Source organism: Anatilimnocola floriformis, assembly GCF_024256385.1.
Lineage (GTDB): Bacteria > Planctomycetota > Planctomycetia > Pirellulales > Pirellulaceae > Anatilimnocola > Anatilimnocola floriformis.
The window spans coordinates 1,999,297-2,024,948 of sequence record NZ_JAMLFW010000001.1 but is presented as its reverse complement, the minus strand read 5'-3'; the positions used below and the strand labels follow the sequence as shown (position 1 = coordinate 2,024,948).

At 56.8% G+C, this 25,652-nt stretch carries 31 protein-coding genes and 2 pseudogenes; 23 read left to right on the top strand and 10 right to left on the bottom strand.

Going from position 1 to position 25,652, the window contains the following annotated elements; all coding sequences use genetic code 11:
* Window positions 1-327: 327 nt before the first annotated feature.
* Window positions 328-999 carry a hypothetical protein gene (locus M9Q49_RS08110; RefSeq protein ID WP_254508215.1) on the bottom strand — a complete coding sequence of 224 codons (672 nt, stop codon included), beginning with the start codon at window positions 997-999 and terminating at the stop codon, window positions 328-330.
* 156 nt (window positions 1,000-1,155) lie between these two features.
* Here M9Q49_RS08110 and M9Q49_RS08105 point away from each other — a divergent pair, with 156 nt between their 5' ends.
* Window positions 1,156-1,443, top strand: a complete 288-nt coding sequence (locus tag M9Q49_RS08105; protein WP_254508214.1) for a GTPase — start codon at window positions 1,156-1,158, stop codon at window positions 1,441-1,443.
* A 576-nt stretch (window positions 1,444-2,019) separates the two neighbouring features.
* Here the strand turns inward: M9Q49_RS08105 and M9Q49_RS08100 are convergent.
* Entirely contained in the window at window positions 2,020-2,283 is a 264-nt protein-coding gene (locus M9Q49_RS08100; protein WP_254508213.1) for a hypothetical protein, read from the bottom strand.
* Between the two features lie 177 nt (window positions 2,284-2,460).
* Between M9Q49_RS08100 and M9Q49_RS08095 the strand changes: the two genes are divergently transcribed.
* Window positions 2,461-3,042, top strand: a complete 582-nt coding sequence (locus M9Q49_RS08095) for a hypothetical protein (RefSeq protein WP_254508212.1) — start codon at window positions 2,461-2,463, stop codon at window positions 3,040-3,042.
* Window positions 3,043-3,250: 208 nt separating this feature from the next.
* Here the strand turns inward: M9Q49_RS08095 and M9Q49_RS08090 are convergent, their stop codons facing one another.
* The 6 genes from M9Q49_RS08090 to M9Q49_RS35385 all read right to left on the bottom strand — a co-directional run bounded on the left by M9Q49_RS08090 (window position 3,251) and on the right by M9Q49_RS35385 (window position 6,381).
* Window positions 3,251-3,778, bottom strand: coding sequence for an ankyrin repeat domain-containing protein (locus M9Q49_RS08090; protein ID WP_254508211.1), 528 nt, complete (start codon window positions 3,776-3,778; stop codon window positions 3,251-3,253).
* 55 nt (window positions 3,779-3,833) lie between these two features.
* Window positions 3,834-4,193 carry a hypothetical protein gene (locus M9Q49_RS08085; protein WP_254508210.1) on the bottom strand — a complete coding sequence of 120 codons (360 nt, stop codon included), beginning with the start codon at window positions 4,191-4,193 and terminating at the stop codon, window positions 3,834-3,836.
* On the bottom strand, window positions 4,190-4,663 hold the full coding sequence (locus M9Q49_RS08080; protein ID WP_254508209.1) for a hypothetical protein: 474 nt from the start codon (window positions 4,661-4,663) through the stop codon (window positions 4,190-4,192). Before M9Q49_RS08080 ends, M9Q49_RS08085 begins: the two co-directional genes overlap by 4 nt.
* The gene (locus M9Q49_RS08075) at window positions 4,615-5,670 is read right to left on the bottom strand and encodes a recombinase family protein (RefSeq protein ID WP_254508208.1); all 1,056 of its coding nucleotides are present in this window, start codon (window positions 5,668-5,670) and stop codon (window positions 4,615-4,617) included. Before M9Q49_RS08075 ends, M9Q49_RS08080 begins: the two co-directional genes overlap by 49 nt.
* Complete coding sequence (locus M9Q49_RS08070; RefSeq protein ID WP_254508207.1) at window positions 5,667-6,152, bottom strand: DUF2924 domain-containing protein; 486 nt, start codon at window positions 6,150-6,152, stop codon at window positions 5,667-5,669. The genes M9Q49_RS08075 and M9Q49_RS08070 overlap by 4 nt, the downstream gene beginning before the upstream one ends.
* 100 nt (window positions 6,153-6,252) lie before the next feature.
* Window positions 6,253-6,381 carry a hypothetical protein gene (locus M9Q49_RS35385; RefSeq protein ID WP_261365033.1) on the bottom strand — a complete coding sequence of 43 codons (129 nt, stop codon included), beginning with the start codon at window positions 6,379-6,381 and terminating at the stop codon, window positions 6,253-6,255.
* Window positions 6,382-6,769: 388 nt separating this feature from the next.
* On the opposite strand from M9Q49_RS35385, the gene M9Q49_RS08065 reads away from it, so the two are divergent.
* Both M9Q49_RS08065 and M9Q49_RS08060 read left to right on the top strand, forming a co-directional pair.
* Window positions 6,770-7,129, top strand: coding sequence for a hypothetical protein (locus tag M9Q49_RS08065; RefSeq protein WP_254508206.1), 360 nt, complete (start codon window positions 6,770-6,772; stop codon window positions 7,127-7,129).
* Between the two features lie 63 nt (window positions 7,130-7,192).
* Window positions 7,193-7,612, top strand: coding sequence for a hypothetical protein (locus M9Q49_RS08060; RefSeq protein WP_254508205.1), 420 nt, complete (start codon window positions 7,193-7,195; stop codon window positions 7,610-7,612).
* Between the two features lie 47 nt (window positions 7,613-7,659).
* Here the strand turns inward: M9Q49_RS08060 and M9Q49_RS08055 are convergent, their stop codons facing one another.
* Window positions 7,660-8,214 (bottom strand): ferritin-like domain-containing protein, encoded by a 555-nt coding sequence (locus M9Q49_RS08055; RefSeq protein ID WP_254508204.1) that lies wholly within the window; start codon window positions 8,212-8,214, stop codon window positions 7,660-7,662.
* Between the two features lie 509 nt (window positions 8,215-8,723).
* On the opposite strand from M9Q49_RS08055, the gene M9Q49_RS08050 reads away from it, so the two are divergent.
* The 6 genes from M9Q49_RS08050 to M9Q49_RS35380 all read left to right on the top strand — a co-directional run bounded on the left by M9Q49_RS08050 (window position 8,724) and on the right by M9Q49_RS35380 (window position 13,275).
* Window positions 8,724-8,999, top strand: a complete 276-nt coding sequence (locus M9Q49_RS08050; protein ID WP_254508203.1) for a hypothetical protein — start codon at window positions 8,724-8,726, stop codon at window positions 8,997-8,999.
* Window positions 9,000-9,205: 206 nt separating this feature from the next.
* The gene (locus M9Q49_RS08045) at window positions 9,206-9,514 is read left to right on the top strand and encodes a hypothetical protein (protein ID WP_254508202.1); all 309 of its coding nucleotides are present in this window, start codon (window positions 9,206-9,208) and stop codon (window positions 9,512-9,514) included.
* Between the two features lie 165 nt (window positions 9,515-9,679).
* Window positions 9,680-10,219, top strand: coding sequence for a response regulator (locus M9Q49_RS08040; protein ID WP_254508201.1), 540 nt, complete (start codon window positions 9,680-9,682; stop codon window positions 10,217-10,219).
* Window positions 10,220-10,693: 474 nt separating this feature from the next.
* On the top strand, window positions 10,694-11,035 hold the full coding sequence (locus tag M9Q49_RS35955) for a response regulator (RefSeq protein WP_390844803.1): 342 nt from the start codon (window positions 10,694-10,696) through the stop codon (window positions 11,033-11,035).
* Between the two features lie 814 nt (window positions 11,036-11,849).
* Window positions 11,850-12,098 carry a hypothetical protein gene (locus M9Q49_RS08035; RefSeq protein ID WP_254508200.1) on the top strand — a complete coding sequence of 83 codons (249 nt, stop codon included), beginning with the start codon at window positions 11,850-11,852 and terminating at the stop codon, window positions 12,096-12,098.
* 523 nt (window positions 12,099-12,621) lie between these two features.
* Window positions 12,622-13,275 carry a carbonic anhydrase gene (locus M9Q49_RS35380; protein WP_261365032.1) on the top strand — a complete coding sequence of 218 codons (654 nt, stop codon included), beginning with the start codon at window positions 12,622-12,624 and terminating at the stop codon, window positions 13,273-13,275.
* A gap of 501 nt (window positions 13,276-13,776) precedes the next feature.
* On the opposite strand, the gene M9Q49_RS08025 is transcribed toward M9Q49_RS35380, so the two are convergent.
* Window positions 13,777-14,238: an HTH domain-containing protein gene (locus tag M9Q49_RS08025; RefSeq protein WP_254508198.1), complete on the bottom strand. Its 462-nt coding sequence runs from the start codon at window positions 14,236-14,238 to the stop codon at window positions 13,777-13,779.
* Between the two features lie 219 nt (window positions 14,239-14,457).
* On the opposite strand from M9Q49_RS08025, the gene M9Q49_RS08020 reads away from it, so the two are divergent.
* The 13 genes and pseudogenes from M9Q49_RS08020 (at window position 14,458) to M9Q49_RS07970 (ending at window position 25,510) form a co-directional block, all read left to right on the top strand.
* The gene (locus M9Q49_RS08020) at window positions 14,458-15,045 is read left to right on the top strand and encodes an SOS response-associated peptidase (RefSeq protein WP_254508197.1); all 588 of its coding nucleotides are present in this window, start codon (window positions 14,458-14,460) and stop codon (window positions 15,043-15,045) included.
* Between the two features lie 5 nt (window positions 15,046-15,050).
* Window positions 15,051-15,713: a hypothetical protein gene (locus M9Q49_RS08015; protein ID WP_254508196.1), complete on the top strand. Its 663-nt coding sequence runs from the start codon at window positions 15,051-15,053 to the stop codon at window positions 15,711-15,713.
* A 44-nt stretch (window positions 15,714-15,757) separates the two neighbouring features.
* A complete protein-coding gene (locus M9Q49_RS08010; RefSeq protein WP_254508195.1) occupies window positions 15,758-16,201 on the top strand; it encodes a hypothetical protein in 444 nt (147 codons plus the stop codon).
* A gap of 110 nt (window positions 16,202-16,311) precedes the next feature.
* The gene (locus tag M9Q49_RS08005) at window positions 16,312-16,632 is read left to right on the top strand and encodes a hypothetical protein (protein WP_254508194.1); all 321 of its coding nucleotides are present in this window, start codon (window positions 16,312-16,314) and stop codon (window positions 16,630-16,632) included.
* Between the two features lie 517 nt (window positions 16,633-17,149).
* A complete protein-coding gene (locus M9Q49_RS08000) occupies window positions 17,150-19,102 on the top strand; it encodes a protein kinase domain-containing protein (protein ID WP_254508193.1) in 1,953 nt (650 codons plus the stop codon).
* A gap of 52 nt (window positions 19,103-19,154) precedes the next feature.
* A pseudogene (locus M9Q49_RS35950) lies at window positions 19,155-19,439 on the top strand (Hpt domain-containing protein); the annotation flags it as partial.
* 276 nt (window positions 19,440-19,715) lie between these two features.
* The gene (locus tag M9Q49_RS07995; RefSeq protein ID WP_254508192.1) at window positions 19,716-21,434 is read left to right on the top strand and encodes a chemotaxis protein CheW; all 1,719 of its coding nucleotides are present in this window, start codon (window positions 19,716-19,718) and stop codon (window positions 21,432-21,434) included.
* A gap of 21 nt (window positions 21,435-21,455) precedes the next feature.
* Window positions 21,456-21,944, top strand: coding sequence for a chemotaxis protein CheW (locus tag M9Q49_RS07990; protein ID WP_254508191.1), 489 nt, complete (start codon window positions 21,456-21,458; stop codon window positions 21,942-21,944).
* A gap of 137 nt (window positions 21,945-22,081) precedes the next feature.
* Complete coding sequence (locus M9Q49_RS35715; RefSeq protein ID WP_254508190.1) at window positions 22,082-23,080, top strand: PAS domain-containing protein; 999 nt, start codon at window positions 22,082-22,084, stop codon at window positions 23,078-23,080.
* Entirely contained in the window at window positions 22,993-23,562 is a 570-nt protein-coding gene (locus M9Q49_RS07980) for a methyl-accepting chemotaxis protein (RefSeq protein ID WP_254508189.1), read from the top strand. Before M9Q49_RS35715 ends, M9Q49_RS07980 begins: the two co-directional genes overlap by 88 nt.
* A 36-nt stretch (window positions 23,563-23,598) precedes the next feature.
* Window positions 23,599-24,663 (top strand): protein-glutamate methylesterase/protein-glutamine glutaminase, encoded by a 1,065-nt coding sequence (locus tag M9Q49_RS07975; RefSeq protein ID WP_254508188.1) that lies wholly within the window; start codon window positions 23,599-23,601, stop codon window positions 24,661-24,663.
* Window positions 24,656-24,823 (top strand): annotated as a pseudogene (locus tag M9Q49_RS35945) (hypothetical protein); the annotation flags it as partial. The gene M9Q49_RS07975 and the pseudogene M9Q49_RS35945, both read left to right, overlap by 8 nt.
* A gap of 24 nt (window positions 24,824-24,847) precedes the next feature.
* Window positions 24,848-25,510, top strand: a complete 663-nt coding sequence (locus M9Q49_RS07970; protein ID WP_254508187.1) for a CheR family methyltransferase — start codon at window positions 24,848-24,850, stop codon at window positions 25,508-25,510.
* The last annotated feature ends 142 nt before the right edge of the window (window positions 25,511-25,652 follow it).

Genomic DNA, 25,652 nt, shown 5'->3' with positions numbered 1-25,652 from the left:
CCGGCTAGAACCCCAGCGCGCGGCGGCCGAAGGGTGAACCAGCCGACGATCGCTCCAAGCGGCGCGGACACAGCAGCGAACACCCACGGTGGGAGTACCCCGAACCCGCCGAGCGCGACGAACGGCAGACACGCAGCCAGATGCGTGTACGAGTACCGGGTGAGCTGTCGGATGTCTTCCGGTGACGCGCCTTGTCCCATTCGCAAACCCTCCCGTCGTCGAACATCAAAATCACCTGCTGCGGCGGTTGGCATTGCTGAGCCTGATGCGTTTGCTATTTCGTAGCGGCGCGGTGAAGAAGTTCTTTACCGTTCGAGAGTCGCGAAGCTACTTCACCGTCTCGAACTTGACCTTAAAGACTCGAAAATCTTCCGCAACGACCTTTTCGACCTTCTCTGTCGGGTAATCGGTCCTAGATTTTGATTTCTTCGCATCCCAATCGAGGTTCTTCCAATCGCCGTTCAACTGCTGGCTTCCGATCTTAACTTTGGTATCGGACGTGGTCGCGTAGGGTAGCCATTTCTCCAGCGGCGTCTTTCCATTCACGTTCAGCTCGCGTGCTTCGATCACATCAATGGCGTCAATCTCTTTCCACGACTCGATCTCATACCCGTCAAGCTGAAGTGAGCCCTTCCCTGGCAAACGAAACGCCCTGAACCCTTCGCCTCCATACATGAGAACTTCGACGGCCGAGCCGCCTTCGCCCACGAAGCCCTTGCCGCCAAACCCTGGACCATCATGCTCATCGAGCGGAAAAATGCCTTTTGCAGGCAACGATCGCTCGCCCCAGTAAGGCAGCACGATCCAGGTCGGCCTCTCTTGTTTGTTCTCGATAGTCAGCCGGACACCGTGGAATTTTAAGGGCGGCTTACCATCTCGCACGTCAACCAAACTCGCCTTAACTGAAGAGTCCTCCGCCCGAGCCGCGATGATCGCGCTCAGACAAACGATCGCAAACATCAAAACGCCCGCAATCCCGCTCGTTGATTTTCGCCGCATGTGAGTGCTCCTGTCTGATTCAGTTCGACCACTTTTCAGTTTAGCTGAGCGAGTGGCCGCTGCGCTCCGGATCCTCGGCGACAGTCTTGGTGCTTTTTTCGGGGCGGGCGAGTCTAATGAAGTCTGGCCTCAATTTCGTTTCATTGGATTACGACGATGGACATGATCAACTTTGGCGGACTCGCTAAGAATGCGCTCGAAGAAGCGCTGCGAGAGCGAGGACACGCCAACGTGCTCATCGCCGGGCGAACGGGAGTTGGCAAAAGTACGCTGATCAACAGTGTTTTTCAGGGCAATCCGCCGCGCCGCTTCTCAATCGCCGCGGCGCCAGGTTGCGACTTGCGTAATATCGCCATCCACGTTGCATATGCGATGCATCAGCAGGTTGTCTGGGCCTTCGACGTGGTCGGTATCGTCCCAAAGCTCAACGAAGTCGCCCCATAGCTTCGCGTGTCGCCAATTCTCAGCGGCTGACCAAATGCACACGGTGTCGGTTTCTTCGACCAATGCGTCACGCCATCCTGGAAAGTTGCGGTCGAGAAACAGCTTGAAACGTTCGATCTGTTGGGCGCTGGCGCGTGGAAAATCAGTCGGGTTCAGTTTAATCATCAGACAGCAAGTCGAAGGGATCGCGGGATAGGCTATGACAGATTCTGTCACCAGCAGCTTTCGCTTCAAAGCTGACGAGATAAGCCACACGAAGGCGGGGAGTGATTCAGTAACGCGCGACGGAAAACGAATCGCCCGAACTCGATACGCGGCGAACCGCTTGCTTCCGCTGCATACTCCAGTCTGGGCAGGCAACTAGCTGCCCGAACACACCGTTCCGTGAGTCCGCATTTCTCGATTGAGAAAAGGAGGTTCTCCTGAATTTCAGGAGCCAGGTTCAGCAGATTCATGATCTGCGTCACCCGCGCCCGAGAAGCGAGCGGAGTCATGCGAAAGCGGGGCAATGGCAGTGCTGGATTAAGTGGACGTAGACGCGAAACCCCAAATTAAGGCCGAATTAAGGGGAATGGTTTAGCGAGGGTCAAGGACTGGCAACGGCTCCCACGCCACCGGCCTCACCCTCCGGTCGATTTGCTCCAGGGGCCAGAAGATCCGACTGCAGAACCCGCTTTGCCCGCGATAGTGTTCAATAAACGTAATTGCACCGCCGCCGATCGACCCCGCGACGGGAACCCCGCCCGGCACCACCAGCGCGAAGTAACTGCCGACGTACAGCACCGGCAGGAGCAGCAGTACGATTGCGACGATCAGGGGTGCGCGGGTCTCGCGTTTCATGGCTGCATTCTAACCATTTCGCTGAGACTGGTCGCTCGCTACTCTTCTTGATCGGGCATCGTTGTGGGACGTCACCGGCGCGGCGCTTTGCTTAGCCGGTATGGCAGTCATCGCACTGAACGCGAAGGCCTGAGACGTTGAGTTGAGTTTCGTGGTACGCTTTTGCGCCTCGCATCTATGGTGAAAGAGATCGACACAATGGCAAAACAAAGCTCTTCGCGTTCCCGTTTGTTACTTCTGACGCCTGGCTACGACAAGCGAGGCAAAAGCCCGTGGCACGCGCTCGAAGACGCGACTGGCCCCAAACGGTACGCACAACTCACTGAAACCGCTCCGCTCGCGAAAACTTGGAAAAGGTTCTCCGCGAAATTTGAAAAGGAAAAGAAGCAAGGAGACTTCATGTTCGGTGGGGGGAACTACTTTGCAACGCCAGCGGCGTTGTCTACCGTCACCGAATTTTTGGGTGACGCCGTGGAAGCCTTGCCGGTGAATGTGAAAGGAGGTCCAGGGCTAGATGTGGTCTACCTGCTTCACTCACTGGTGACGGCGAAACTTTCAAAGGATGCACAAGTCACTCGCTATGATTCTGGCGGAGTGATGTACGTGGATGAGTACGCATTCTCGGCACGCGAGATTGCTGGCAAGCACTTCTTCTTTTGCTACACCGAGACAATCGTCTCAGCAGAATTTCGCGAAGCGATCGAAGCGGCAAAACTGACCGGGTTAGGCTTCGAGCCTTTGCCCGGATACGAAACGTAGCGACATTGCAGTCCCGTGGTGGTTGCGAAATGAGAGCATTTTCAAATCCTCCAATTTACCGCCAAATTCCTGAAAGTGGGCAAAAACAGGCGGACGGCCGTGGACTGCAACCCATTGAAAACAAACGACTTCGGACATTTGCGGACAGTGGCAAAAAGCCTATTTTCATCCTGGAAATTTGGTGCCCGCTTGGTGGTCCCGCTAACGACTAGAGCTCTTTCGCCTGCTTAGCTCCATTTGAGCGAAGAATCTGGATTACTTCATCGCTGCCGCTATCGATCGCGTGGTCGAGAGGGGTCATTTCCGCCCAACATGAATTGGTCGCGGCTCCCTTCTCCAACAGAAGTTGGACCATCGGCAAATTTCCCTCTCGTGCTGCATGAATCAAGGCGTAGCACCGTGTTTTGCCATGGACATTGAAGTTGATCTTCGCCCCTTGGTCCAGCATCCACCGCACTACTTCCAAGTGACCATCAGCCGCGGCGCGATAGACCACACCTTCTGGGCTCGCCACCGAATCGCTATTGGCGGGCTCGTTGATGTCGACGCCAGTGCTTATCAGAAACTTGATGACATCCAGATTCCCGGCAGAAGCAGCGTCGGAGAACCACATGCTTCGGCCATCAGGTAAATGGCGCTGTTCGGGATGCAGCTCGAACAGGGACTTGAACGTTAGCAAGTCACCTTCTTGAATCGCGTTGTACATCCGCTCGGGAACTGGTGTTTCATCGGTCATGGCATTGCTCCTTTGGGTAGTTTTGGCTGCAAAGAGAATGCCGAAGTTTTCGTGACTAGGTTGAGTTTAGCAACGACCACAATCGGCACTGTTCTTTCCAGCAAGGCATTGCGGCGATCGGGCGAAGTTGCCGCTCAGTGATTGCGCCGGGCTCCGTGAGTATTTGTTCCTGGATGTTTGGTGCAAGCGCCAACAGGTTCATGATCTGAGTGAGACGAGGCCTGCACACGTGTCCGAGCTCCGCGATCTGCGCCTGGTCTTGTACCTTCCCGTCGCGAATCAACTGATCAAAGTGAATCGAGAGCGCCATCAGCTTGGCGATCCGGGGAACGCGAACGACAGGTTTGGTTTCTTGCACCGTCTCCAGCTTCTTCTTACCCTTCGCCAGCCGTTTGAACTGCACTTTCACCTTCATGCCACCGACTCCTCGTTGATGCGAACTGACCGGAACGAAATCGCCAGGGTGCCGTCACGCCCATCGTGGCCCACCGTTTCTACGAGTAGCTCGATCACGCGGACCTGCTCGCGGGTAGGTAGCGCGTGCCAGAGGCGGTCAAAGTCGCCCAGCGCGGCCCGAACCCTAGCCTCGTCGATCGTGGCCGCGGTGGCGCGCGACAGGGCGGTTTCCTTCGCGAGAATCGTGTCCTTGATCCCGGCGAGTTTCTCCGCCGCTGCGCCGTCACTGGGGCTACGTCGTACCGCCTGTTCTACCGAGATCCGCTGGCGATTGAGTTTCTGGAGTTCGCCACCCAGACGGTCGACGACTTCGGCGGCCTGCTGCGCCCGGGCCTGGGCCAGCGTCGCCTCCAGCAGTTCTGGGGATTCCGCCAGCGACTTCAGTTGCTCGACGACGAATCCCTCGATCTCGCCAGCCGCGTATCCCACCCATCCCGCTGCGCCTTAGCACAGACATAGTACCGATATTGCTTCGGACCCTTCTTCGTGTAGACGTGGTGCATCGGGGCGTCGCAACAGCTGCAGCGGAGGATCCCGCGTAGGAGCGCGCCGTGACGATTCCGGCTGCACGCACCACCATCTTGCTTGCCGCGCGTCAGCGCCGTCTGTACTTTCAGAAACAGCCCCTCGTCGACGATCCCTTTATGCTCGCCGGGATGCACTTCGTCCTTGTACTTCACCTTGCCGATGTAGGCCGGGTTGGTGAGCAGTTGCCACAATCGCCCTTTCGTGAATGGCAGACCGCCGATGGTGCGCCCCTTCTTCGTGGTCCAGGTTTTCGTGCGCCAGCCACGCTCGTTCAATTGGCGAGCAACTTTCGTCATCGCTTGTTGCTCGGCGTACAGACCGAAGATCTCGCGGACCATCTCGACCTCGGCAGGATTGGGCACGAGCTTCGAGTTCTCGACGTCGAAGCCGAGTAGCGGCATGCCACCGACCCATTTTCCCTTTCGGCGTGCCGCGGCGATCTTGTCGCGCGTTCGTTCCGAGATCATCTCACGCTCGAACTGGGCGAAGGAAAGAAGCACGTTCAGCACGAGCCGGCCCATGGATGTCGCGGTGTTGAACTGCTGAGTGACCGAGACGAACGCCACCTTCTTCTTGTCGAACACTTCTATCATTCGGGCGAAGTCGAGCAAGCTACGACTTAAACGGTCGACCTTGTAAACGACGACGACGTTGACCTTCCCGGCTTCGATGTCCGCCATCAGCCGTTTCAGCGCGGGGCGTTCCATGTTCCCGCCAGTGAAACCACCGTCGTCGTATCGGTCAGGTGCACAGACCCAGCCTTCATGCTGCTGGCTCTTGATGAATGCTTCGCCACCTTCACGCTGGGCATCGAGCGTGTTGAATTCCTGTTCGAGCCCTTCTTCGGTGCTCTTACGGGTATAGATCGCACATCGGATCACCGCGGGTTTCGTTTGAACCTTCTTCATTTCTTACCCTCCTTGAGCAAACCGAAGAATCCGAAGCCGTTCCAATGCTGCCCTGTAGCCTTCTTGGCGATCGCCGTGAGTGACGTGAACTTCTCGCCTTCGAACTCGAAGCCATCGACCAGCACGGTGACGAGCAGCTTCTTGCCCTTGTAGTCGCGCGAGATAACCGAACCCGGCGGCGGCACGCGAGAGTCGACCGGGCACGCCACCACCTTCGTCACCGACCCCGCCGATGCCTTCGCTTGTTTCGGCGCCATGATCCGCAGATCGGCTTCGTTAGCAAGTTCCTTCGCTCGCGCCAGCGCCCGTTCCGACAAGCCGCCGAATGCGTTCGCTTGAATCCGCCAAGCGATCCGTTTCACCAGCCAGTCCTTGTGCCTGCTGTTGGTTGGCTCGCCAAAGACCTCGACGAACTTCTCTCTGAGCTGGCCGACCGTCAGCGACGGCAACTCCGCCAACTCGGCCTCGATTCCACGCACCATATAAGTAGTCTCCTTTTGAGTTCCAGCACGGCGGAACCTCTCCGCCCGTTAACCGGTGACACAGTGACGCTCTGTCGGGAACATCAATCAAGCGGTCTGGTCAGGATTCTTCGGACTCGTCAATGAGATCGAGTTCAGCCAGGCGTAGGACGCCGCGGGCGAAGATGGCGGCGATGATTTCGAGACGCTGCTCCGGCGTGAGTTCGTGGGGCGGGTCGAGGAAAAGCATAGGGCCTCCGTGCGGAAGAAGTGAGTTCTCTCCTTGTTAAAAACCCGGTCGCGCGGCGAACTGACGACGCTGCGGAAACAATTCCGGAAAAATGCTAGCGTCGCATCTTGCGTCTGGCATTCTGTCCACTGCACTTGTCCCTGAACTGACCCGCTGGTTAACAGCCGAGCCCATGACTGGCCAGGCGTGCGGGATCTTGAAATGCCGAGCTTTCACTGACGAGAGCGTTTCTGGCATCGTTGCGTGCAACTCACCCAGCGTTTTCTCATCGAGGCAACGCGTGGTCGCGTTGCGCGCATTTCCTTCTTCGAAACCGGAAAGGTGGTCGTTTCTAACTAAGTAGTGAAAGGGAGATCAGATGACTCGGACGTTACCGACGGTACTGCGAATGGCTCCAAAAGAAATGCTTGCGCAAGTTTTCGCGGAGCTAGGGCACTCGGAATGCCAGATTCCATGGATGCTCTTGGAACGCAACGAGCGAGTAGAGCGCGCCATGGAGTATCTGAACGGACTGCAACAAGAGCAACGGAATCAGATCGAGAGCGTACTTCGCAGCATTTCCGACTTAGCCTGCGATTCCGGCATCCGAGCCATCTTCGCGGCCGCCCCTCTATGCAACGTTTACGATTTCGAAGCGATCCTGCCAGAAGAACTTGGCACATGGGGGCGAGCGATCCAAGTCTGGCTGGAGCACCGCCGCGTCTTCGATCGAGCACAAGTGATACACCACGTAGATCGTCTCGCCTGATGGCGGCAACGAGATGACTTGCCCAGAAAGGCCCCGGTTGCTCCTGAGACTAAGACAGCGAAGTTGGCTGACGAGATCTCAAAGCTGTTCAAGAAGCAGGGACGGGGTAGGAAGTGCACCGTCGAGATCATGACACGCGACAGCGCAACTTACTTTTTCGCTTATCCAGATGACTTTGCACTCAACGTCACCTACCACGACGACCAGGGGAAGTTAGCTGCATTGGCTGTTCAACAGACATTTCAAGTCGTGTTCTCATTCAATCATGAAGATGGAGCACTATGTACGTATGCACCCAAGCTCACTGAGCGAGAGAAGGAACGCCTCGAATGGATCTTCGCCGCGACCGTCCTCGCGCGTGAGCTCGGCAAGTCGCTTCTATTGTGCTCGTCGTCCTACTTCGAGGCGCTGATCGGCGAGCTGAAGTTTGGACGCGGATTCCGTCGATACTTCTGCCCGGAGATAATTGGCCGCCCTGAGTAAACAGTGCGACCTAGACGTCTTACATAATTCGTTAGCCCGAATGGCTATCAGCGCGCAACCGTTTTTTTTCGTTTCGCCTTAAGAGGTGCGACTTCTTTCTCTTCAATTTCTTCCTCGACGCCATCCGTCGCAGGCAAAACCTCTTCCAAGGCGATGCTGGAGAGTTTCTCGTCACAGGCCGATTCTTCGGACAGCGTCTGTTGCAACAACTTCACAACCTTTTCCAGCCCCAGATGCTCGGCCATCGCCTTCGCGGTGCCATACGCAGCGATTTCGTAGTGTTCGACGCGTTGAGCAGCCCCGATCAAGGCTGCGTCGATCACCGCCGACTTACCATCTTCTTCGAGTACTTCTTTACCTTCTTCGATCAGCCCCTCCATCGCCTTGCACTTTTTTCCGGTGAGTTTGATTCCCATCAAGTCGCCGATTTTTTGCAACCGCTCGATTTGCCTCTTGGTTTCTTCGAGGTGCGCGGCAAATGCATCCGCGAGTGATTCGGAAGCGGCCTTCTTGGCCATTTTCGGCAGGGCTTTAGTTAGTTGATTCTCCGCGTTGTAGATGTCCTTGATTTCGTCTTCCAGCAATTCGAGCAGCGTTTCCATCGTGTTTTCCGTGTACAGTTCGATCGAGTCGGTCCGAAGTAATGTGGTCGGCAGCCGATGCAATTCAAATTTGCGTGCCAGGAGAGCAATCCCCGTTCCGTTGAATCGCCCGCCTTCGAAATCCGTGTCAGACGAAACGGTTTGCTGTGACCGCGACGTATGATGGGTGCGGCGAGCGCATGCTGGTACTGCAGTCGTCAGATTGCAGTGATTACGGGCGACGACCGAAATTACCAGTGGACCCGAACAACCACTCTCCTGCATCACGGCGCGCCACCAGCATCCGGTGAAGAGTCAACGCTGTTGCGAGCAAAGATAGCCATTTTGAAAGGATTGCCAGATTAAACCCGCCGCAAGCGCCCGGCGACTTTGAACGGATTCTCTTGCTGTCCGCTTGCGGTGGGTGTTTTCGATTGGCCGTTGTTGGCATTCCGGCAGGGTTTGCTCACACGGACAGCCCCGGTATGTGTCAAAGCATGTGCCGGGGTTTTTTCGTTTAGAATGCGGCCATGAAACGCGAATCCCGCGCACCCCTGATCGTCGCCATCGTGCTGCTGCTCCTGCCAGTGCTGTACGTGGGGAGCTATTTCGCGCTGGTGGTGCCGGGCGGGACTCCGTTGGCTGGGTCGACTGGTGGCGGTATTACGTTTATTGAGCACTATCGCTGGCAGAGTGAGTTTTGCAGTCGGCTCTTCTGGCCGCTGGAGCAGATCGACCGGAAGGTGAGGCCAATAGCGTGGGAGGTTCCGCTTTTAAAACTGTCGCTTCGCCGTTTTTCCTCTTAATTCCGCCTTCCCCGGCTAGGTCCACTTAATTCGGCGCTGACTTCCGCGTGTAGCTCTTGGGCGTGACGACTTTGTAGCCGAAGTCCTTCGACAATCGTTTGATGTGGTCGGCCAGGTTCCTGTCGCGTCTTGTTTAGCTCTGTCTGCGGTCGCGTAGCGTTTCGAGCGACAGACGACAACAACTCACCATGGCTAGAATCGCGTGCATGACCGCTCCCATTAGTTTCATCGTGAGTTTTGTCGGCGGACCGCTGAACGCGACGCAGCTCTTCGCCACCCAGGAAATCGAGTTTCCCATCTTCATTGGGCGACTGGTTGGCGGCAGCCCGACCGAGATGGCCATCTACGAATACGACGGCAATCAAGAAGGTGATCGCTGCATGCAGCGAATCTATCTGTATGTCGAAACGCTGGGAATGGACGAGGGCGCAGAGTTCATCGCCGAACACGGCAGGATTGGTGGCGAAGGACGAGCCCCCGTGCGATGTCGGGTTTCTGCACCTGCCCAACCGTAATTGCGTTCCTGCAGGCAACCTCTGTCCTGTGTAAAGTTAAGCGCTGCGGCACAGCGGCGCAGCAACTGCACAAGAGGAAAGCAGCATGGATGACTTGCACGTATTACGTTAAGGTAGCTTCCAGCCAGTCTCGGCCCAAGAGCAGCCAAGCGGATCGGAACACGAATGTCTCTCGAAGGCAACGATGTACTCGTCATCGACGATAATGCTGATTCTGCGCAAGTGCTCGCGTTGCTGCTTCGGAACTGGGGCTATAAGGCGAGAATCGCCTACTCGGCACTAGAAGGCTTGAGCGCCGCGCGATCGAGCAAGCCCAAGTGCATCATGTCGGATATTGGAATGCCCGGAATGACCGGCTACGATCTAGCGAGATTGATCCGGCTAGACGATCATTTGCGCGACGTGCCGTTGATTGCATTTACGGCCTACTCAGAACCCGAAGAAGCCATTGAGGCAGGGTTCGACAGCCACCTTGTTAAAACAACGGACCCTCTACTTATTAAAGACTTACTTGCGAAGATAGTGACAATGGACAAGCGACTTGAGCAATCGGAAGATCTGATTAAGAAACAAGGGGAAGTAATTGCTGAAGCAAGAGACGTGATGAAAGAGGTTCACAAAGATGTTAAGGAAATCAAAGAAGAGCTGAAGGAAGTTAAGGAAGATGTTGGCCAAATTAAGAAAGACATCAAGGAGAAGAGCTAGTCGCTCCCACGCTCTTGGCGGTCTGTAGATCAGCGATTCGCGTGAAGGTGTAGCCTTCAATCGCAGACCGACCGTCTTCAACTCCCATCACGCCCGAAGAGCCAGCGAGGTCACTGGTCCACCACCATACCCCAGCGCGAAGCGTTCGGCCCTTCGCCCCCTTGACGACTTCCTGAGGAGGGTGGATGACGCTGCCACATTTCGAGCATAAGCATGAATCAGGTGTCACGGCTGACTTCCTTGGCTTTGGGGAGCATGGCTGGGGAAAGCGTGTTCCGGCAATTCTATTTTTGCCGCCCAGCTGCGGGCAAGTCCCGGCAAGCGGCTGATTTTTTCAGCGACGGTTTCATGGCGTGAATGTTGCTATCGAACGCCAGTGCCCTCCATTCCGGCAGGCTTTGGGTGATTCTGCTTGCCTGCCGAGCACGTTGATTATTCCTTAACCAATGGCTCACATTCTCCTCGTCGAAGACTCTGAAGAGTTTCGTACACCCCTGGCAAAGCTGCTTTCGAAAGCCGGTCACCGAGGCTCCCGACGGTCGCGCAGCACTTGCGCACGTTCTTGCCGAAACCCCCGACCTAATCATCACCGACGTGCAGATGCCAGAAATGGACGGGCCATCGCTTTTGGAAGTGATCCGGTCGTATCTTCGGCTCTTCTCAATTCCAGTCGTAGTGTTGACCGGCATCGAGGAAGGCGCTCTGATTGAACGTGCAAGAGCGCAGAAGGTGAACTCTTTCATGGTCAAAGGCAGGGCGACGATAGATGACATCTTAGAAGCCGTGAAGCAAGCGCTGATAACGCTTCCAAATTAGCAACCTCTCCAACGCACTATGGTCAGCGAGATGGGACGGGAAAGAGCGATGAGCGGATCGGAAAGTACCAGGCGCTTCGTTTGGCGTACCTTGCACGGCGAAATTGCGCAGTTGGAATTGTTCGACACCAGTTCGAATCGGCAAGTCGCCTTCATAACGCGCGAAGAACATTGTTACCGATGGACTCGAACGACGAGCGTAATTGTTCACGGTGCGCCGTCAGCGGCAGGGGAAGAATCGACTCTGCTGCGAGCCAAAATTGCAGTATTAAACGGAATACCTGACTAGCCACGGCGGCTGCGGTGCAGTTCGCATAGTTTTTTTTAGTGTGCAGTACGGTGCTGTACGTGGGGAGCTATTTCGCGCTGGTGGTTCCAGAGAAAATTACGAGTTGATATATGAGCAGGAGTGGCCAAATTTTGGCCAAGAGCTAACCACTCGAATTACCGGAGTGGCGGTGATGGGGAGTCGAGGTTCCTCTGGCCCCTGGAGCAGACCGACCGGAAGGTAACGCCGGGGGCGACCCCATCGCGCCCGCTTTCTAGTAACCGATTCCCCTTAATTCTGCTTTCCCCAGCTAGGTCCACTAAAATCCAGCACCCGCAGTTTGACATTTCGGCGACCGCGATGTTATCGTCTATTCGTGCTGTTTCCGTCAAAAAGAGCACATGAGCCCGCCGCTCTTCCGGTGGGCTCGCTCTTTTTCCTGAATGCGAAGTGGCGGCCATCCGCCATGCGACGATTTGTCGTATAGGGGTATTCCCCGCCCGGACGATGAGACCCGTGTACCCAGCCAGCCCCGCCAGGTGCACACATGAAGACGTTTCAGTTGGATCAATATCAGATCGCGGTCGGCGGAACCTCTTACCCGGTGCGACTCATGCTGGGCCGCGTGGGCTATTTCGGTGAGTGGTACTGCCCACATTGCCAGCACGCGAGAAACTCTGAGCCAAAACCTGTGGCTTCAGACGCACGCAAGGACGTGTTCGATAAAATCGCAGCGCACCACGCCGAAGACGTGCCTTTCGCGTCGAAATGCTGCCGGAAGAAGATTGCCGGCTGAGATTTTCATTGCGGTAGCGACGTGAGAATGTGCGACATCACAATGCCGCGAATGAAATTTGCTATCGCATCGCGGACAACCCAATGAGGAGCGGGAGCTGAATGCATGTCGCCGACTTGGTTTGCGTTTGGCTGAGTGGTGCGGTGATTGCCACGCGTTCCGCCACATCTCGGAGGCGAATTTCTGGTTCCTGATAGATGCACCAAAGCACATGTGTGTGGTTGGTCATGAAGGTCCACGATGGCGAGGCTGGATGCGAAGCAGTGTTTATCGCACTTGGTGGGGACTTGTTCATGCCTGCCCTTGTCATCGCAGAGTCATTTGGTATAAACGAGCGAAGTATAATTCGTGAATCAAAATACGCAATCGGTGCTGCCCTGCCCGCCGAATCTACTCGATCACTGCGTTTTTTTGATTGCTGCACACCGAGTTTTGCCTGCCGGGAAATCTCGTCGCGCACCGACACCGATTCGCCGCTCCGCGACCTGATATTTCATTCTTCCCATAGGGCTAAGAGTTCACGATGTCTTTAGAATCTGAATCGTGCACGAACTACCGAAGTGCCGATTCCAATATTTTCACTGCGCCGACTCAATCGAGTCCGGATTCGCCACTTGATGCGCTCGAACGAATCTATGAAGGCAACCGACGATTCGCTGCCCAGAAGTCACTCGCAGTGAATCGCGACCTGTTGCGAGTACAGGAAGTGGCTCCACGGCAAACGCCGTTCGCTGCATTCTTGGGTTGCGCTGACTCGCGTGTGCCAATCGAGATCATTTTTGATCAAGGCTTCGGTGACTTGTTCGTCACTCGCATCGCGGGAAATGTCGCCAGCAGCGAAATCATAGGGAGCCTGGAATTCGCCACGCATATTCTCGGGTGTCAGGTACTGTACGTGCTCGGGCATACGAGCTGTGGGGCTGTGGCGGCCACCATTCAAGGAGAAGAGGTCCCGGGGCAAATAAGTGGCCTGTTTCAGCACATCCGGCCTGCGGTGAAGGTTGCTAAAAGCAACTTGGCGAAGGCCATCGAAGAGAATGTGCGCAATCAAGCGATACTGATTGCCGAGTCTTCCCCGGTAATCAGGCGGCTCGTGCGCAGCGGAAACTTGCATGTTGCTGGCGGGGTCTACGACTTGGCAAGCGGAATTGTGAAGCCAGTGCACATCGAGATGTAAGCGAGCAGGTGGCAGACCTCGCATTTCTTGGCCGTTCGCCTAGAGCACCCGACCGAGCTGGCTGTTGTCCATCAGCTCCGAAGCTTGGCAGGCAAGCAAGTGTTCAGCGAGCAGTTCGTTCATCTCCGTGTTCGAGCATTCTGAGTCCGCGCCTCCAACGCTGTGGCTAGGGTCCGCAGTCCGCTGACGGCGTTGTAATAGGCGTCGCGGATATCTTGAGAGCGGTTTGGACCATGGTGGCGAAGGAGTGGCGAAGTTGCTTGTCGGACATGGTTGCCTTGGGTGTAGTTGGTTGTTCTAACACACATGAGCCATGGTTTGGGAAGGCCATCAAACGCTGTTCGCTCGGATTCGCGAAAGATTTGGGTGCAAACACCAGCGCCGGCCGTGTCTTTGCGCCGGTGGCCCGCGTTTGCGTGGCGCGGGAAGTTGGCCCACCAACGACAAAACGCCGCACGCTTTGAACGTGGGGCGTCGTGTGGCCAACTGTGGCCTCGACGTCTATCCGTTGAAGGCGAAGTTGCCCCGATCCGTCTTCTTGAACCGGGATTCTTTCCCCTTCACCGAAATCTCGCGGATGATCGCGCTGTAAAGCGTGGCGTGGGGTGTCTTGCCGCCGGGGCTCGTCCAGAGTCCCTTCGCCGCCATGGCTTCGATCATCGCCTTCGTGTTCAACGGCTCGGAACTGGACCCTAGAACTTCGGCGGCGGCGTCGAGGGCGGACATCTTCGTTTCCCCGGCCGGCTTCGCTGCCTTGGCCTTACCACGCTTCGGTTTCGGCTCTTTGCACTTCGAGCAATAGGTCTCGTTCCCTTCTTCCGTCCATTCGTGCGAGCCGCCCTTCGGGCATTCACCGGGCTTCGTCGTAGGCGTCGCAGCTGGCTTGATCTTCGCGCCGGCCTTCGACTTTACTGACTTCTTCGTGGCCTTGGCGGGTTTCTTCGTGCTGGTTTTCTGGGACATCGTTCGTTCTCCCTTTTTGCTGCAGTTTGCTGCCCGCAGAACAGCCTGCGGACAGACACACATGAGCCATGAGTTCGGAAGAACATCAAGCGCTGTTTTGAGAATCAGGGAAGGAAGTGTTGAGGTTTCGCGGATCGTGCCCCGTGTGTGCCGACCAATTGCACATGTGCCAGGCGACGCGCTTGTTTGAGTTAGTGCTGCCACAGGATTTCTTGGCGCATGCAGATTTCGACCTATGTTTGCGTGAGCGAGTTATCACCAGGCCAGTTCGTGCTCGCCGTGCGCGGAGCCGACCAACGAGAGATCGTGCAACTGAAATGGGGACTGATCCCAAGCTGGTCGAAGGACGCCAAGATCGCGTTCTCTTGCCTCAACGCACGAGCCGACACCGTGAAGACGAAGCCGGCGTTTCGCTCGGCGTACAAATCGCGTCGCTGCCTGGTGCCGGCCGACGGATACTACGAATGGTTGCGCGAGGGGAAGGAGAAGCTGCCTTACCTCTATGAGTTCGGCGGCGGCAAGTTGTTCTCGCTTGCTGGGCTGTGGGAAACGTGGAAGGATCCAGCAGTCGCCGGTGCCGAGCCAGTGCAAACCTTCACTCTGATCACTACCGAAGCTAATTCCCTCGCCGCCGAGATACACGACCGCATGCCAGTCATTGTTCATCCTGAGGATCGGCAGGCCTGGCTCGCTGGTGACGAGATCCCACTCGTGCCTTACGAGACCGCGGGCATGTCCGCTCGCCGCGTTAGCAAGGTGGTCAACAACTCTCGCAACGAAGGAGCGGAGTGCGTTGCCGCGCCGTAAGTGATATGCCCGCCATCCTGCTCCTGCTACTCATCGGCGTTGATCTCGAGGCGATCGCCAAGAATCCCGGCGTCGCCAAGGTTGAGCGAGTTCTTCCTGGCGAAAAACTGATCGTTCACGTGCTCGACTGGCACTATGTCAGCAAGGAAGCCCTCGGCAAGGCGGAAGGGCTAAAGGGCACAAAACTTGACGTCGAACATGCCAAGCTGCTGGAGCAAGTCGCGGCGGTTCACAAATCAAAGTTGCAGGTGCTGACTGGCGTGCCGGAGGTGTTCCAGGAAGGCCTAACAGATCGGAACCAAGCAATAGTTGCCGCCGAGATTAAATCCTTGGCTCCCTACCACACTCTGTTGCGACGCAACGGCACCGAGGATTCTAGTCACGAGCGAACGCTGCTGAGGCTTGGTGCAGCAGCTGAGCTTCTGCTCGATGGAAAGCCGATCAAGCTGCTGCCGGCCGAAGGCGCCGAACACGAGGCAAATGACTCTGAGAAACTTGACGACGCGAGGGTCAAAGCCCGCGACGGCGCAATCGTGAAGCGAATCGTGGCGGGGGGAAAGACGGCATTTCTGATTCTGGGTGGCGGGCATGACTTGCGCGAAGCGATCACAGGGCAGGTTGGCTGGGGATATGTGAGAGTGAGGCCCAAGGAATATCCAGTTCAATAGCGAAAACTTCCGGTCGATGAAATCTGCGAGGAAGAGGTATTACGGTGGATTCGACTTTCAAAGTAAATATCGTCCTTTTGGCAGCTGGACCAATTCGGCCCCGCACGAAGCACAAACAGCACAAGATCCTGAGGGCAGAAGGAAGCATCACGCTACCATTCGTGCCCTATCCTGGCCTGTACCTTACTTTCACAAAACAGGCAAAACGCAATTCGACTGAGACCCCCTACCTCCGAATCCGTGCCGTTGAATGGAACGTGACCGACGGACATTTTGATTGCACAGCTGACGAAATCGCTGGCTCCAATGTCTTCTGCGAGATATACGAAGTGCGCGGTGTTGCTCGAATTGAGCAGCATTTTCTCGAACTGCAGCGAGCATTGCATGAACACGGGTTTACAGTTGCTACGGATGCAGCGGTCACAAACATACTTACCAAGCGGGAGGACGGAACGCCGCTCGATGATGCCAAACCGGTGTGGAGTTAACAGAGGTTGCGTGCGTATACAGGCGCAGTTACCACCCGTTTGACTTATAGTGTCACAATGCATGCCTGACTAGTTTAGATCAATTCCCTTCTAACTTCGGAGAATTGATCATGGCCCGCAAAGCAAGTTCAGGCACCAACAAGTCCGCCGCCATCCGCGATTACAAGGCCGCGAATCCTACAGCGCCTCCGAAAGAGATCGCTGAGGCGCTGAGCAAGTCCGGCGCAACCGTGTCTCCTCAGTTCGTCAGCACCGTACTTTCCAATGCCAAGAAGAATGGTGGCAAGATTGGCAAGCGCGGTCGCAAGCCGATGGCCGTTCCCATGGATAACATTCAGCAGCTGATCCAGGTGAAGAAGTTTGTGGATCAGATCGGCGGACTGGAGAAGGCGAAGGCGGCTGTGGATGTGCTGGCGCAGATTCTGGGGTAGCTTCGGGGAAAGCCTAGATATTTTGGCTTGCTGCGATTCGATGTCGTGCTTTCATTTTGGTGCGAGGCGTGGCAAGCGATCCAAGAAGCTTTTGCCGTGCTCGGCGAAATTGCCGTTGCCACTTCGACCAGAGCCAGTTGCAGCAGGTCGGCGCGCCGCCAAGCTTGCCGCGGAAGGTACTCACCGCGACGACGGCGTGCACGAAGCCGAAGTGGTGATCATCTCTGTTCGTATTCAGCTGGCAGTTGTCTGAAATGCGGCCGTTTTATTGGGGCGAAAATCTGGCTCGCAACCTCGCGCTGCCCGTTGCCGGTGCCGAAGTGGTGAACTCGCTGCAGGGCAAGGCGGATGCATTGAGTTGCGATGCACTTCCTCAGTACAATCACCGCTCTTCGGTGCTTGGTTTAGAAGTAATTCTTGAGTCTCATCTCCCCGCCAAGTGATAATGTTGATTCCAAAGCCCCCGTGTGGGACTGACTCTTAGATCCTTATTCATGTTTAGGGCGGCATTTCCCCAATGGATTCGAACACCCGCCTCGAAACCGCGTCGTTCGCTACCTTCTCCGAGGCCCTTTTGAAAAGTGGGCTTGTTGCCGAGGAAGCGCTGAACTCATTGTTGGTGTCGGCTCGGAGCAACTCACAATCGCTCACGAAATTGCTGATCGCACAAGACTTGCTGACGCGGTTTCAAGTGAATCTCCTCAGTGAGGGCCGTGGTTCGGAATTACGGATCGGGAATTATGACGTTCTCGATCGTTTGGGTGCGGGCGGAATGGGAACGGTGTTCAAGGCTCGACACCGACGCATGAAGCGACTCGTGGCACTCAAGGTGCTGGCGGGCAATCTCTCGCAGAATCCCATTTTCGTAAAGCGCTTCCAGCGTGAAGTAGAAACCATCGCGAGTCTGGGTCACCCCAATGTCGTCATGGCGTATGACGCCGATGAATCGGACGTCGGCCATTTTCTCGTGATGGAACTTGTCAACGGGCGCGACCTGGCAACTTGCGTGGCAGATCAGGGAGTCTTCCCCGTTTCCCTCGCTGTGCATTGCATTCTGCAAACAGCTCGCGGCTTGGCTTACGCGCATGCACAAGCGATCATCCACCGCGATATCAAGCCGCATAACCTGTTGCTCGATGCACAAGGCGTAGTCAAAGTGACCGACCTTGGCTTGGCCCGGCTTAACCACGGCGCGACAGGACCAGCCAGTGGTTTTGATGTGACGATGGCTGGCGGCGTAATTGGAACGGCCGATTACATGCCGCCTGAGCAGGCGGTGGATTCCACAACGATTGATCACCGGGCCGACATCTACAGCCTGGGCTGCACGCTTTACTTTCTATTAGTGGGAAGGCCACCTTTCAGCGGGCCGACGATGATGTCTGTTCTGCTCAAGCATCGCGACGGCGTGATTCCGTCGCTCTCTGCGGAGCGAACCGAAGTACCGGCGGAGTTAGACGGCCTGTTCGAACGGATGCTCGCCAAAGAGCCAGATGAGCGCATGCAATCGATGTCGGAAGTCGTTTCGGAATTGGAAACCATCGCCCGGAATCTCCCGGAGGATGATATCGACCTTGGTCAAGGCTTGGAGATCACGTTTGGCGATAGTGGCTCAGAGGCCTCAACGGTTCATACTCGGATCTCCGAGCAAACCATAGAGAGCGGCACCCCCAGCACCTCGCAGGCGTCGGTGTTGATCGTCGAACCTTCGCGCGTACAAGCTTCCATAATCAAAGGCTACCTGCACGAACAATCACATACGGTTCTCGGCGCTGCAACGAAAGGGAATGACGCCATCGAACTCGTTCGCAAACTACGCCCGAAGGCGGTGATCTCGGCGCTTCATTTGTCTGATCTTGACGGACTCCAATTAGCCGAGCAGATTCGCGCGGAATTCAAGGGCGAATCCCCCGGTTTCGTGCTGATCACCAGCGAGGGTAGCGAGGCCGATTCCGCGGCCCTGATCGCCCTGCATCGCGTGCAATTGCTCCACAAGCCCTTCACTCCAGAACAATTGTCCGATGCCGTGAAGCAAGTGACGGGTGCCTCGATGATATTGACACCCACGCAGGCTGCAGGCCGAATGCCAGGCAAACCAAATCGCGCTGCACTGCGGGTCCTGATCGTCGATGACAGTGCCACAGCGCGTGTTCAAGTCCGGACAGTGCTGCAGGGACTCGGTTTCACGCAGTTTCAGGAAGTCCCTGACGGCGCGTATGCGATTGCCGTGGCCGCCCGCGAAATTTGCGATTTAATTGTGACGGACTACAATATGCCCCTGATGGACGGCAGGGCGCTCGTCAGCTATTTGAAGCAGAATCCGCCCACGGCCGCGATTCCGATCATCATGGTCACGACCGAAACGGAGCCGCGGGTGCTTGATCCCGTGCGAAAGTTGGGCGTGGTAGCGATCGTCGAAAAGGCGTTTCCGCCCACTGTGGTGGGGCCACTTTTGGATTCGATTTTTTGAGAGCATCAAGGAGGTTTGTGCGCGGCGGTAACGCGGGGCAAGTGAATCGACTATGTCGTCGAACGATGAAATCCTCCGCGAATTTCTACTGGAGACCCATGAGAATCTAGCGCTGCTCGATTCTGATCTGGTCAAGCTGGAAATCAATCCGGCCGAAAAGAGTACGCTGGCGCAGGTCTTTCGCACGTTCCATAGCGTGAAAGGAACGGCTGGCTTCATGGGATTGGTGAAACTCCAAGCGGTTTCTCACGCTGCGGAGAACCTGCTCACCAAGTTGAGAGCTGGTGAAATCACATTCAACCCGGCCATTGCCACCGCGCTCTTACACGTGGTAGATGCGATTCGCGAGATTCTGACAAATATCGAGTCCTCGGGCGGAGAGGGATCCGGAGATTACACAGCGGTCGCGGCCGAGGTCGATCGTCTGCGGCAGCAGCATGGGGACTCGAAGCCTCAGCCATCGACTTCGGTGATTCCAGCTCCGACGTTGGAGACTCGCATCGAACTGCCGCCACCTATTTCTACTCAAGAGATTGGCACCGAGCACAATTCCTCGGAGGAATCGCCGTCGGGAGAAATCGGCTTCACGCTGACGAGTTCGCCAGCGGCCAACTTGGAGCCCACGGAAAAGGTATCCACGCACGTCGTTGATGCGGCGATTCGCGTGGACGTCGGGTTGCTCGATAAGCTGATGATGCTGGTAGGCGAGCTAGTGCTCGCGCGGAATCAGATTCTGCAACATAGCCAATCGCATGAAGACAGCGGTTTCCTCGGCGCCGTGCAGCAGCTGAATCTGCTGACCACGGAGTTACAAACCAGCGTGATGAAAACGCGGATGCAACCAATCGGGAACGTTCTGAGCAAGTTTCCGCGGATCGTGCGTGACTTGTCGGTCGCCTGCGGAAAACAAGTGCGCGTCGAAATTGATGGACAAGAGACGGAACTCGACAAAACGCTGATTGAAGCCATTCGTGATCCCCTCACTCATCTGATTCGCAACGCCGTCGATCATGGCATCGAGCCGCCGGCCGTCCGAAAAGCGCAGGGTAAGTCGGAGGAGGGGCGGCTGAAACTTGTCGCCTTTCACGAAGGCGGCAAGGTAATCGTCGAAATCTCTGACGACGGTGGCGGCATCGATGAAACGAAAGTGCGCGACAAAGCACTCAAAGCAAATCTAATTACGGCGGAAGTCGCGGCCCGCATGACGCGACAAGACCTGCTGCGACTGATCTTCGTGCCGGGTTTCTCCACGGCCGACCGCGTCACGCAGTTTTCCGGACGCGGCGTGGGGATGGACGTCGTCCGCACCAACCTAGAGCGAATCGGCGGCACGGTCGACGTCGAAAGCACGCCCGGACAAGGCACCACGATCCGCACCAAGATCCCCCTGACGCTGGCCATCATTCCTGCGCTGATCGTAGCCAGCGGCGGCGAGCGCTATGCGATTCCGCAAGTCAACCTGCTGGAACTTGTCTGGCTCGACGCTGAGCACGCGCAGCACGGGATCGAACGGCTGCACGGCGTGCCCGTTTATCGTTTACGCGGAAAACTGTTGCCGCTGGTCTTTCTGGACGAGCAACTGCAACTTGCCGTATTGCGCAAAGAGGGTGATGAGCTCAACATCGTCGTGCTGCAGGCCGACGAGCGGCCTTTTGGGCTCGTGGTCGATGCAATTCGGGACACGGAAGAAATCGTGGTCAAGCCGTTGCAGAAGCAGCTCAAGGGAATCGCGGCTTTCTCCGGTGCGGCGATCATGGGTGACGGGCGAGTCGCACTGGTGCTCGATCCGGTCGGGTTGGCGCAGCGCGCGAGCGTGATTTCAGGAGCTAGGTGCCGAGCCTTAGGAGAGCAGGAGATTTCCACAGGCCCCACGGAAATAGAAAGTCATGCGCTGTTGTTGTTTGCTCCCACCGCCGGCGGCCGCATGGCGGTTCCGCTCGCCCACGTGGCCCGGCTGGAAGAAGTTCCTCGCTCTCGCCTAGAACTGCTGGGAGAGCGGCTCGTCATGCAATACCGCGGTGAGATACTCCCCATTATTGATATTTCAGCTGAGCTGGCCGCGTTGGCAGTCCGATCGTCGCCGTTCGACCCGGGACCGGCGTCGCCCTCGGATCTTGTATCTGTCGTGGTTTATGACTCCGGTGCGGAGCGGATCGGGCTGATCGTCGGCGCGATATTGGACATCGTTAATGATCCGCTGGCCGTGCGCGCACTCGCCAATCGCGACGGCGTGCTATTTACAGCCGTCGTCCACGACCAGGTCACCGAATTCGTCGATGTCGCAGCCTTGATCGAAGCCACGAAACCACATCATTTGCAGCCAACAAACTAACGAGTAACTGATCAATAACCGATGTCGCTTCCGCAACAATTCTGCACCTTTTATCTAGGCGAGCAGTGCTATGGGCTCGACGTGTTGAAAGTGCAGGAGGTGGTCCGCAGCCAATCGCTGACGCGCGTCCCGCTCGCGCATCCTGCGGTGCGAGGACTCATCAATTTACGCGGACAAATCGTGACGGCGATTGACCTGCGACGGCGTTTGAACTTGCCGGACGTTGGAGCGAACAATGAACCGGTGAACGTCGTTTTGCAAACCGACGACGGCGCGGTCAGTTTGCTCGTGGACGACATCGGCGACGTGCTTGAAGTCTCGCAGCAGCAATTCGAGCTTCCACCGGAAACGCTCCAAGGAGTGGCCCGTGAGTTCATTCAGGGCGCTTACAAGCTCCCCGACCGGTTGTTGGTCATTCTGGACCCCGAGCGAATCGTCTCGGTAATGAACCTTTCCGAAGCCAAATCCCAATCAGATCTACACCGAGCATCACTCCTGCACGAAGAGTAAAGAGAATGAGCAAGAAACGATCGACTAAACCGCCGCCAGCTGTCAAAACATCCAACGCCAAACGGCCTACGGCCCACCAACAGCGCCAGCAACTCGATCACGCGGGTCAGATTGCCGCCATTCAACGCTCGCAAGCGGTGATCGAGTTTGAGCTAGACGGTACGATCATTCACGCCAACGAGAACTTCCTGAAATGCGTGGGCTACACGCTCGACGAGATCAAAGGGAGGCGGCATAGCGAATTTGTCGACGAGGCGATCCGCAATAGCGATCATTATCGCGATTTCTGGCAGCGCTTGAACCGCGGCGAGGACATAACCGGCGATTTCCGCCGCATCGCCAAGGGTGGCCGCGAGATCTACATCCACGGCGTGTACAGTCCGATCCTCGATAGCGCCGGCAAGCCCTTCAAGATTGTGAAATTCGCCACCGACGTCACCATGGCTCGCCTGCAGAATGCCGATTACGAAGGCCAGGTCGCGGCGATTGGTCGAGTGCAGGCCGTCGTGGAGTTCGGTTTGGACGGCGTCATCGTCAATGCCAACCAGAACTTCCTGCAGGCGATGGGTTACGGGCTTGACGAAATCAAAGGAAAACATCACAGCCTGTTTGTCGATCCAACCGAGGCCAGCAGTGCCGCGTACCGACAATTCTGGCTCGACCTGGCGGCCGGCCGTCAGCAGACGGGGCGGTTCCGCCGGCTGGGCAAAGGCGGCAAGGAAGTTTGGATCGAAGGGTCGTACTTTCCGATTCTGGATTACGCCAGCCGTCCGTTCAAAGTGGTGAAGTATGCCACCGATATTACCCAGCTCAAACAAGTCGAATCCTCGTTGGAAAATACGGTTCATTCTCTGTCCAGCGCCGCTCAAGAATTGACGTCAGTCAGCCAACAGATGGCAGCCAATTCAGAAGAGACGGCCTCGCAAGCCAGCGTGGTGTCGGCTGCCGCGGAGCAGGTAGCCGGAATATCGGCACCGTCGCCAGCGCCACCGAAGAGATGGGAGCGAGCATCAAGGAGATTGCCAAGAGCGCCAACGAGGCCGCCCGTGTGGCAACCTCTGCCGTCAAAGTGGCAGAGAAGACCAATGCAACCGTCTCCAAGTTGGGAACAAGCAGCGCCGAAATCGGCAATGTGATCAAGGTCATCACGTCGATTGCCCAGCAGACGAATTTGTTGGCGCTGAACGCCACCATCGAAGCGGCTCGCGCCGGTGAAGCGGGCAAGGGCTTTGCCGTGGTTGCCAACGAAGTCAAGGAACTTGCGAAGCAAACCGCCAAAGCCACGGAGGACATTAGCCGCAAGATCGAGGCGATCCAATCAGACACGAAGGGAGCCGTAGACGCGATTGCTCAGATCGGAACGATCATCAGCCAAATCAATGACATTCAGAGCACCATTGCCAGCGCCGTCGAAGAACAGACAGCTACGACGGCCGAAATCGCTCGCAATGTGAACGAAGCGGCCCTCGGCAGCCGCGAGATCGCGCAAAATGTAACGGGAGTCGCACAAGCTGCACGCAGTACGACCAGTGGCGCAGCGAACACGAAGTCCTCCGCCGACGAACTGGCGCGTATGGCAGTGGAACTGCAACGTTTGGTGACGAAGCTGCAGAGCTAATTGATGAACAGGCGATAGCCACGAGGATCAGGATTCATGGAAACGATTCGCGTCCTCGTAGTTGACGATTCCTTCGTTGTCCGACGAATCGTCTCGGAGGAATTGGCAGCGCAGACGGACATCGAAGTAGCCGGTACGGCTGCCACGGGCAAGATCGCGCTCGACCAAATGAGAACGCTGAATCCCGATCTCGTCATCCTGGACATCGAAATGCCGGAGATGGACGGGCTCACGGCACTGACTCACCTCCACCGTAGTCATCCTCAAACGCCCGTGATCATGTTCAGCTCCCAGACGGAACTCGGAGCCGCAGCGACGCTTGAAGCTCTTTCCCGCGGGGCCTCCGACTTCTTCGCTAAGCCGGGCGGAGCTGGCGGCCTGGAAGCATCGCGGCAGGTTATCCGCAGCGAACTCATTCCCGCCATTCGTGCGCTTTGCAAACGGGAGCCAAAACCGAGTGTCGTCAACGTCAAAGCTCCGGCGGCACCCTCCATTCCAAGCGCTCGGCCTGCGCCAGCCCGCATCGACCTGCTCGCAATCGGCGCCTCTACCGGCGGGCCGAATGCGCTTGCGGAGCTGTTCGCCGCCTTGCCAGTGGACTTTCCTGTTCCCATCGTAATTGTCCAGCACATGCCGCCGATGTTCACGCAGATGCTGGCCGAACGGCTGACCGGAAACTCCCGCATCCCTACTGTCGAAGCCACATCGGGGATGGAGCTTGAACCCGGCAAGGCCTGGATCGCACCCGGCGATTATCACCTGACCCTGGCACGCGAGGGGATCCGGATCCGCACCAAGATACAACAAGAACCGGCGGAAAATGCCTGCCGTCCGGCGGTAGATCCACTGCTGCGCTCGGTGGCTAGTGTCTATGGTCCGCATTGCCTCGCCGTCATCTTGACGGGCATGGGACAAGATGGCCTGCGAGGCTGCGAAGCGATTCGCTCTGCCGGCGGGCAAATCCTAGCTCAAGACGAAGCCAGCAGCGTGGTCTGGGGGATGCCGGGCTTCGTCGCTCGCGCTGGTCTGGCGGACAAGATTCTTCCCATTTCCCTGCTGGCGGGTGAGATCGTGCGCCGAGTGAGAGTCAGCCGTGGCTGAAATCTCGCTCACATCTGCGAACTACGAATTTGTCTCCAAACTGCTGCGCGAACAGAGCGGGTTGATTCTCGAGCCAGGCAAGGAGTATTTGGTTAAGTCACGCCTCTGGCCGCTGGCGCAACGGCACGGCATCGCAAGCGTCGATCAGTTGGTTGACCGATTGCGAAGTAGTGGGGCCAATAGCTTGGCCACCGAAGTGGTCGAGGCAATGGTCACGACCGAGACCAGTTTCTTTCGCGACGTGCACCCCTTCGAGACACTGCGGAAGATCGTGCTCCCGCAATTGATCGAGCGCCGTCAGCTCCAGAGGCAATTGAATATCTGGTGCGGCGCCAGTGCGAGCGGACAAGAGCCCTATTCGGTCGCGATTCTGCTTCACGAGTACTTCCCTGAACTCGCTGGCTGGCACATCAACTTCTCAGCGACCGACATCTCGCAGGAGATGCTCACTCGCTCTCGTGCTGCGCGCTATTCGCAAGTAGAAGTTAGCCGCGGGCTGCCGATGCCGCTCTTGCTGAAATGGTTTCGACAGGAAGCTGGCCTTTGGCAACTCGAAGACCGCGTTCGTGGGGCCGTCTGCTTCTCTCATTTGAACCTTGTGCGGTCGTGGCCGACCATGCCCCCTTGGGATCTCGTGTTACTCCGCAATGTGATGATCTATTTCGACAACGACGTGAAGAGCACGATTCTCAGTCGTATTGCGCGAGTGATCAGAGCCGATGGATATCTCGTTTTGGGCGGGGCAGAAACCACGCTCAATCTCAATGACTCATTCACACGTGCGGAATCCCTTAAGTCCGGCTTTTATCAATTGAAGCCATCTCCCCAAGATTTACCGCTGCCCTGAGAGTTTTCGCCCTTATCGAGCCCCCTCGGTGTGCGGGCGGAGCTTGGCTCGCTGGAAATTAGGAGGGTGCGAACGCAGTGAAGTGAGGATGTGGTTGAATCAGGGCCCCAGCATATCTCCGGTCCTAAGATCATCACACCGC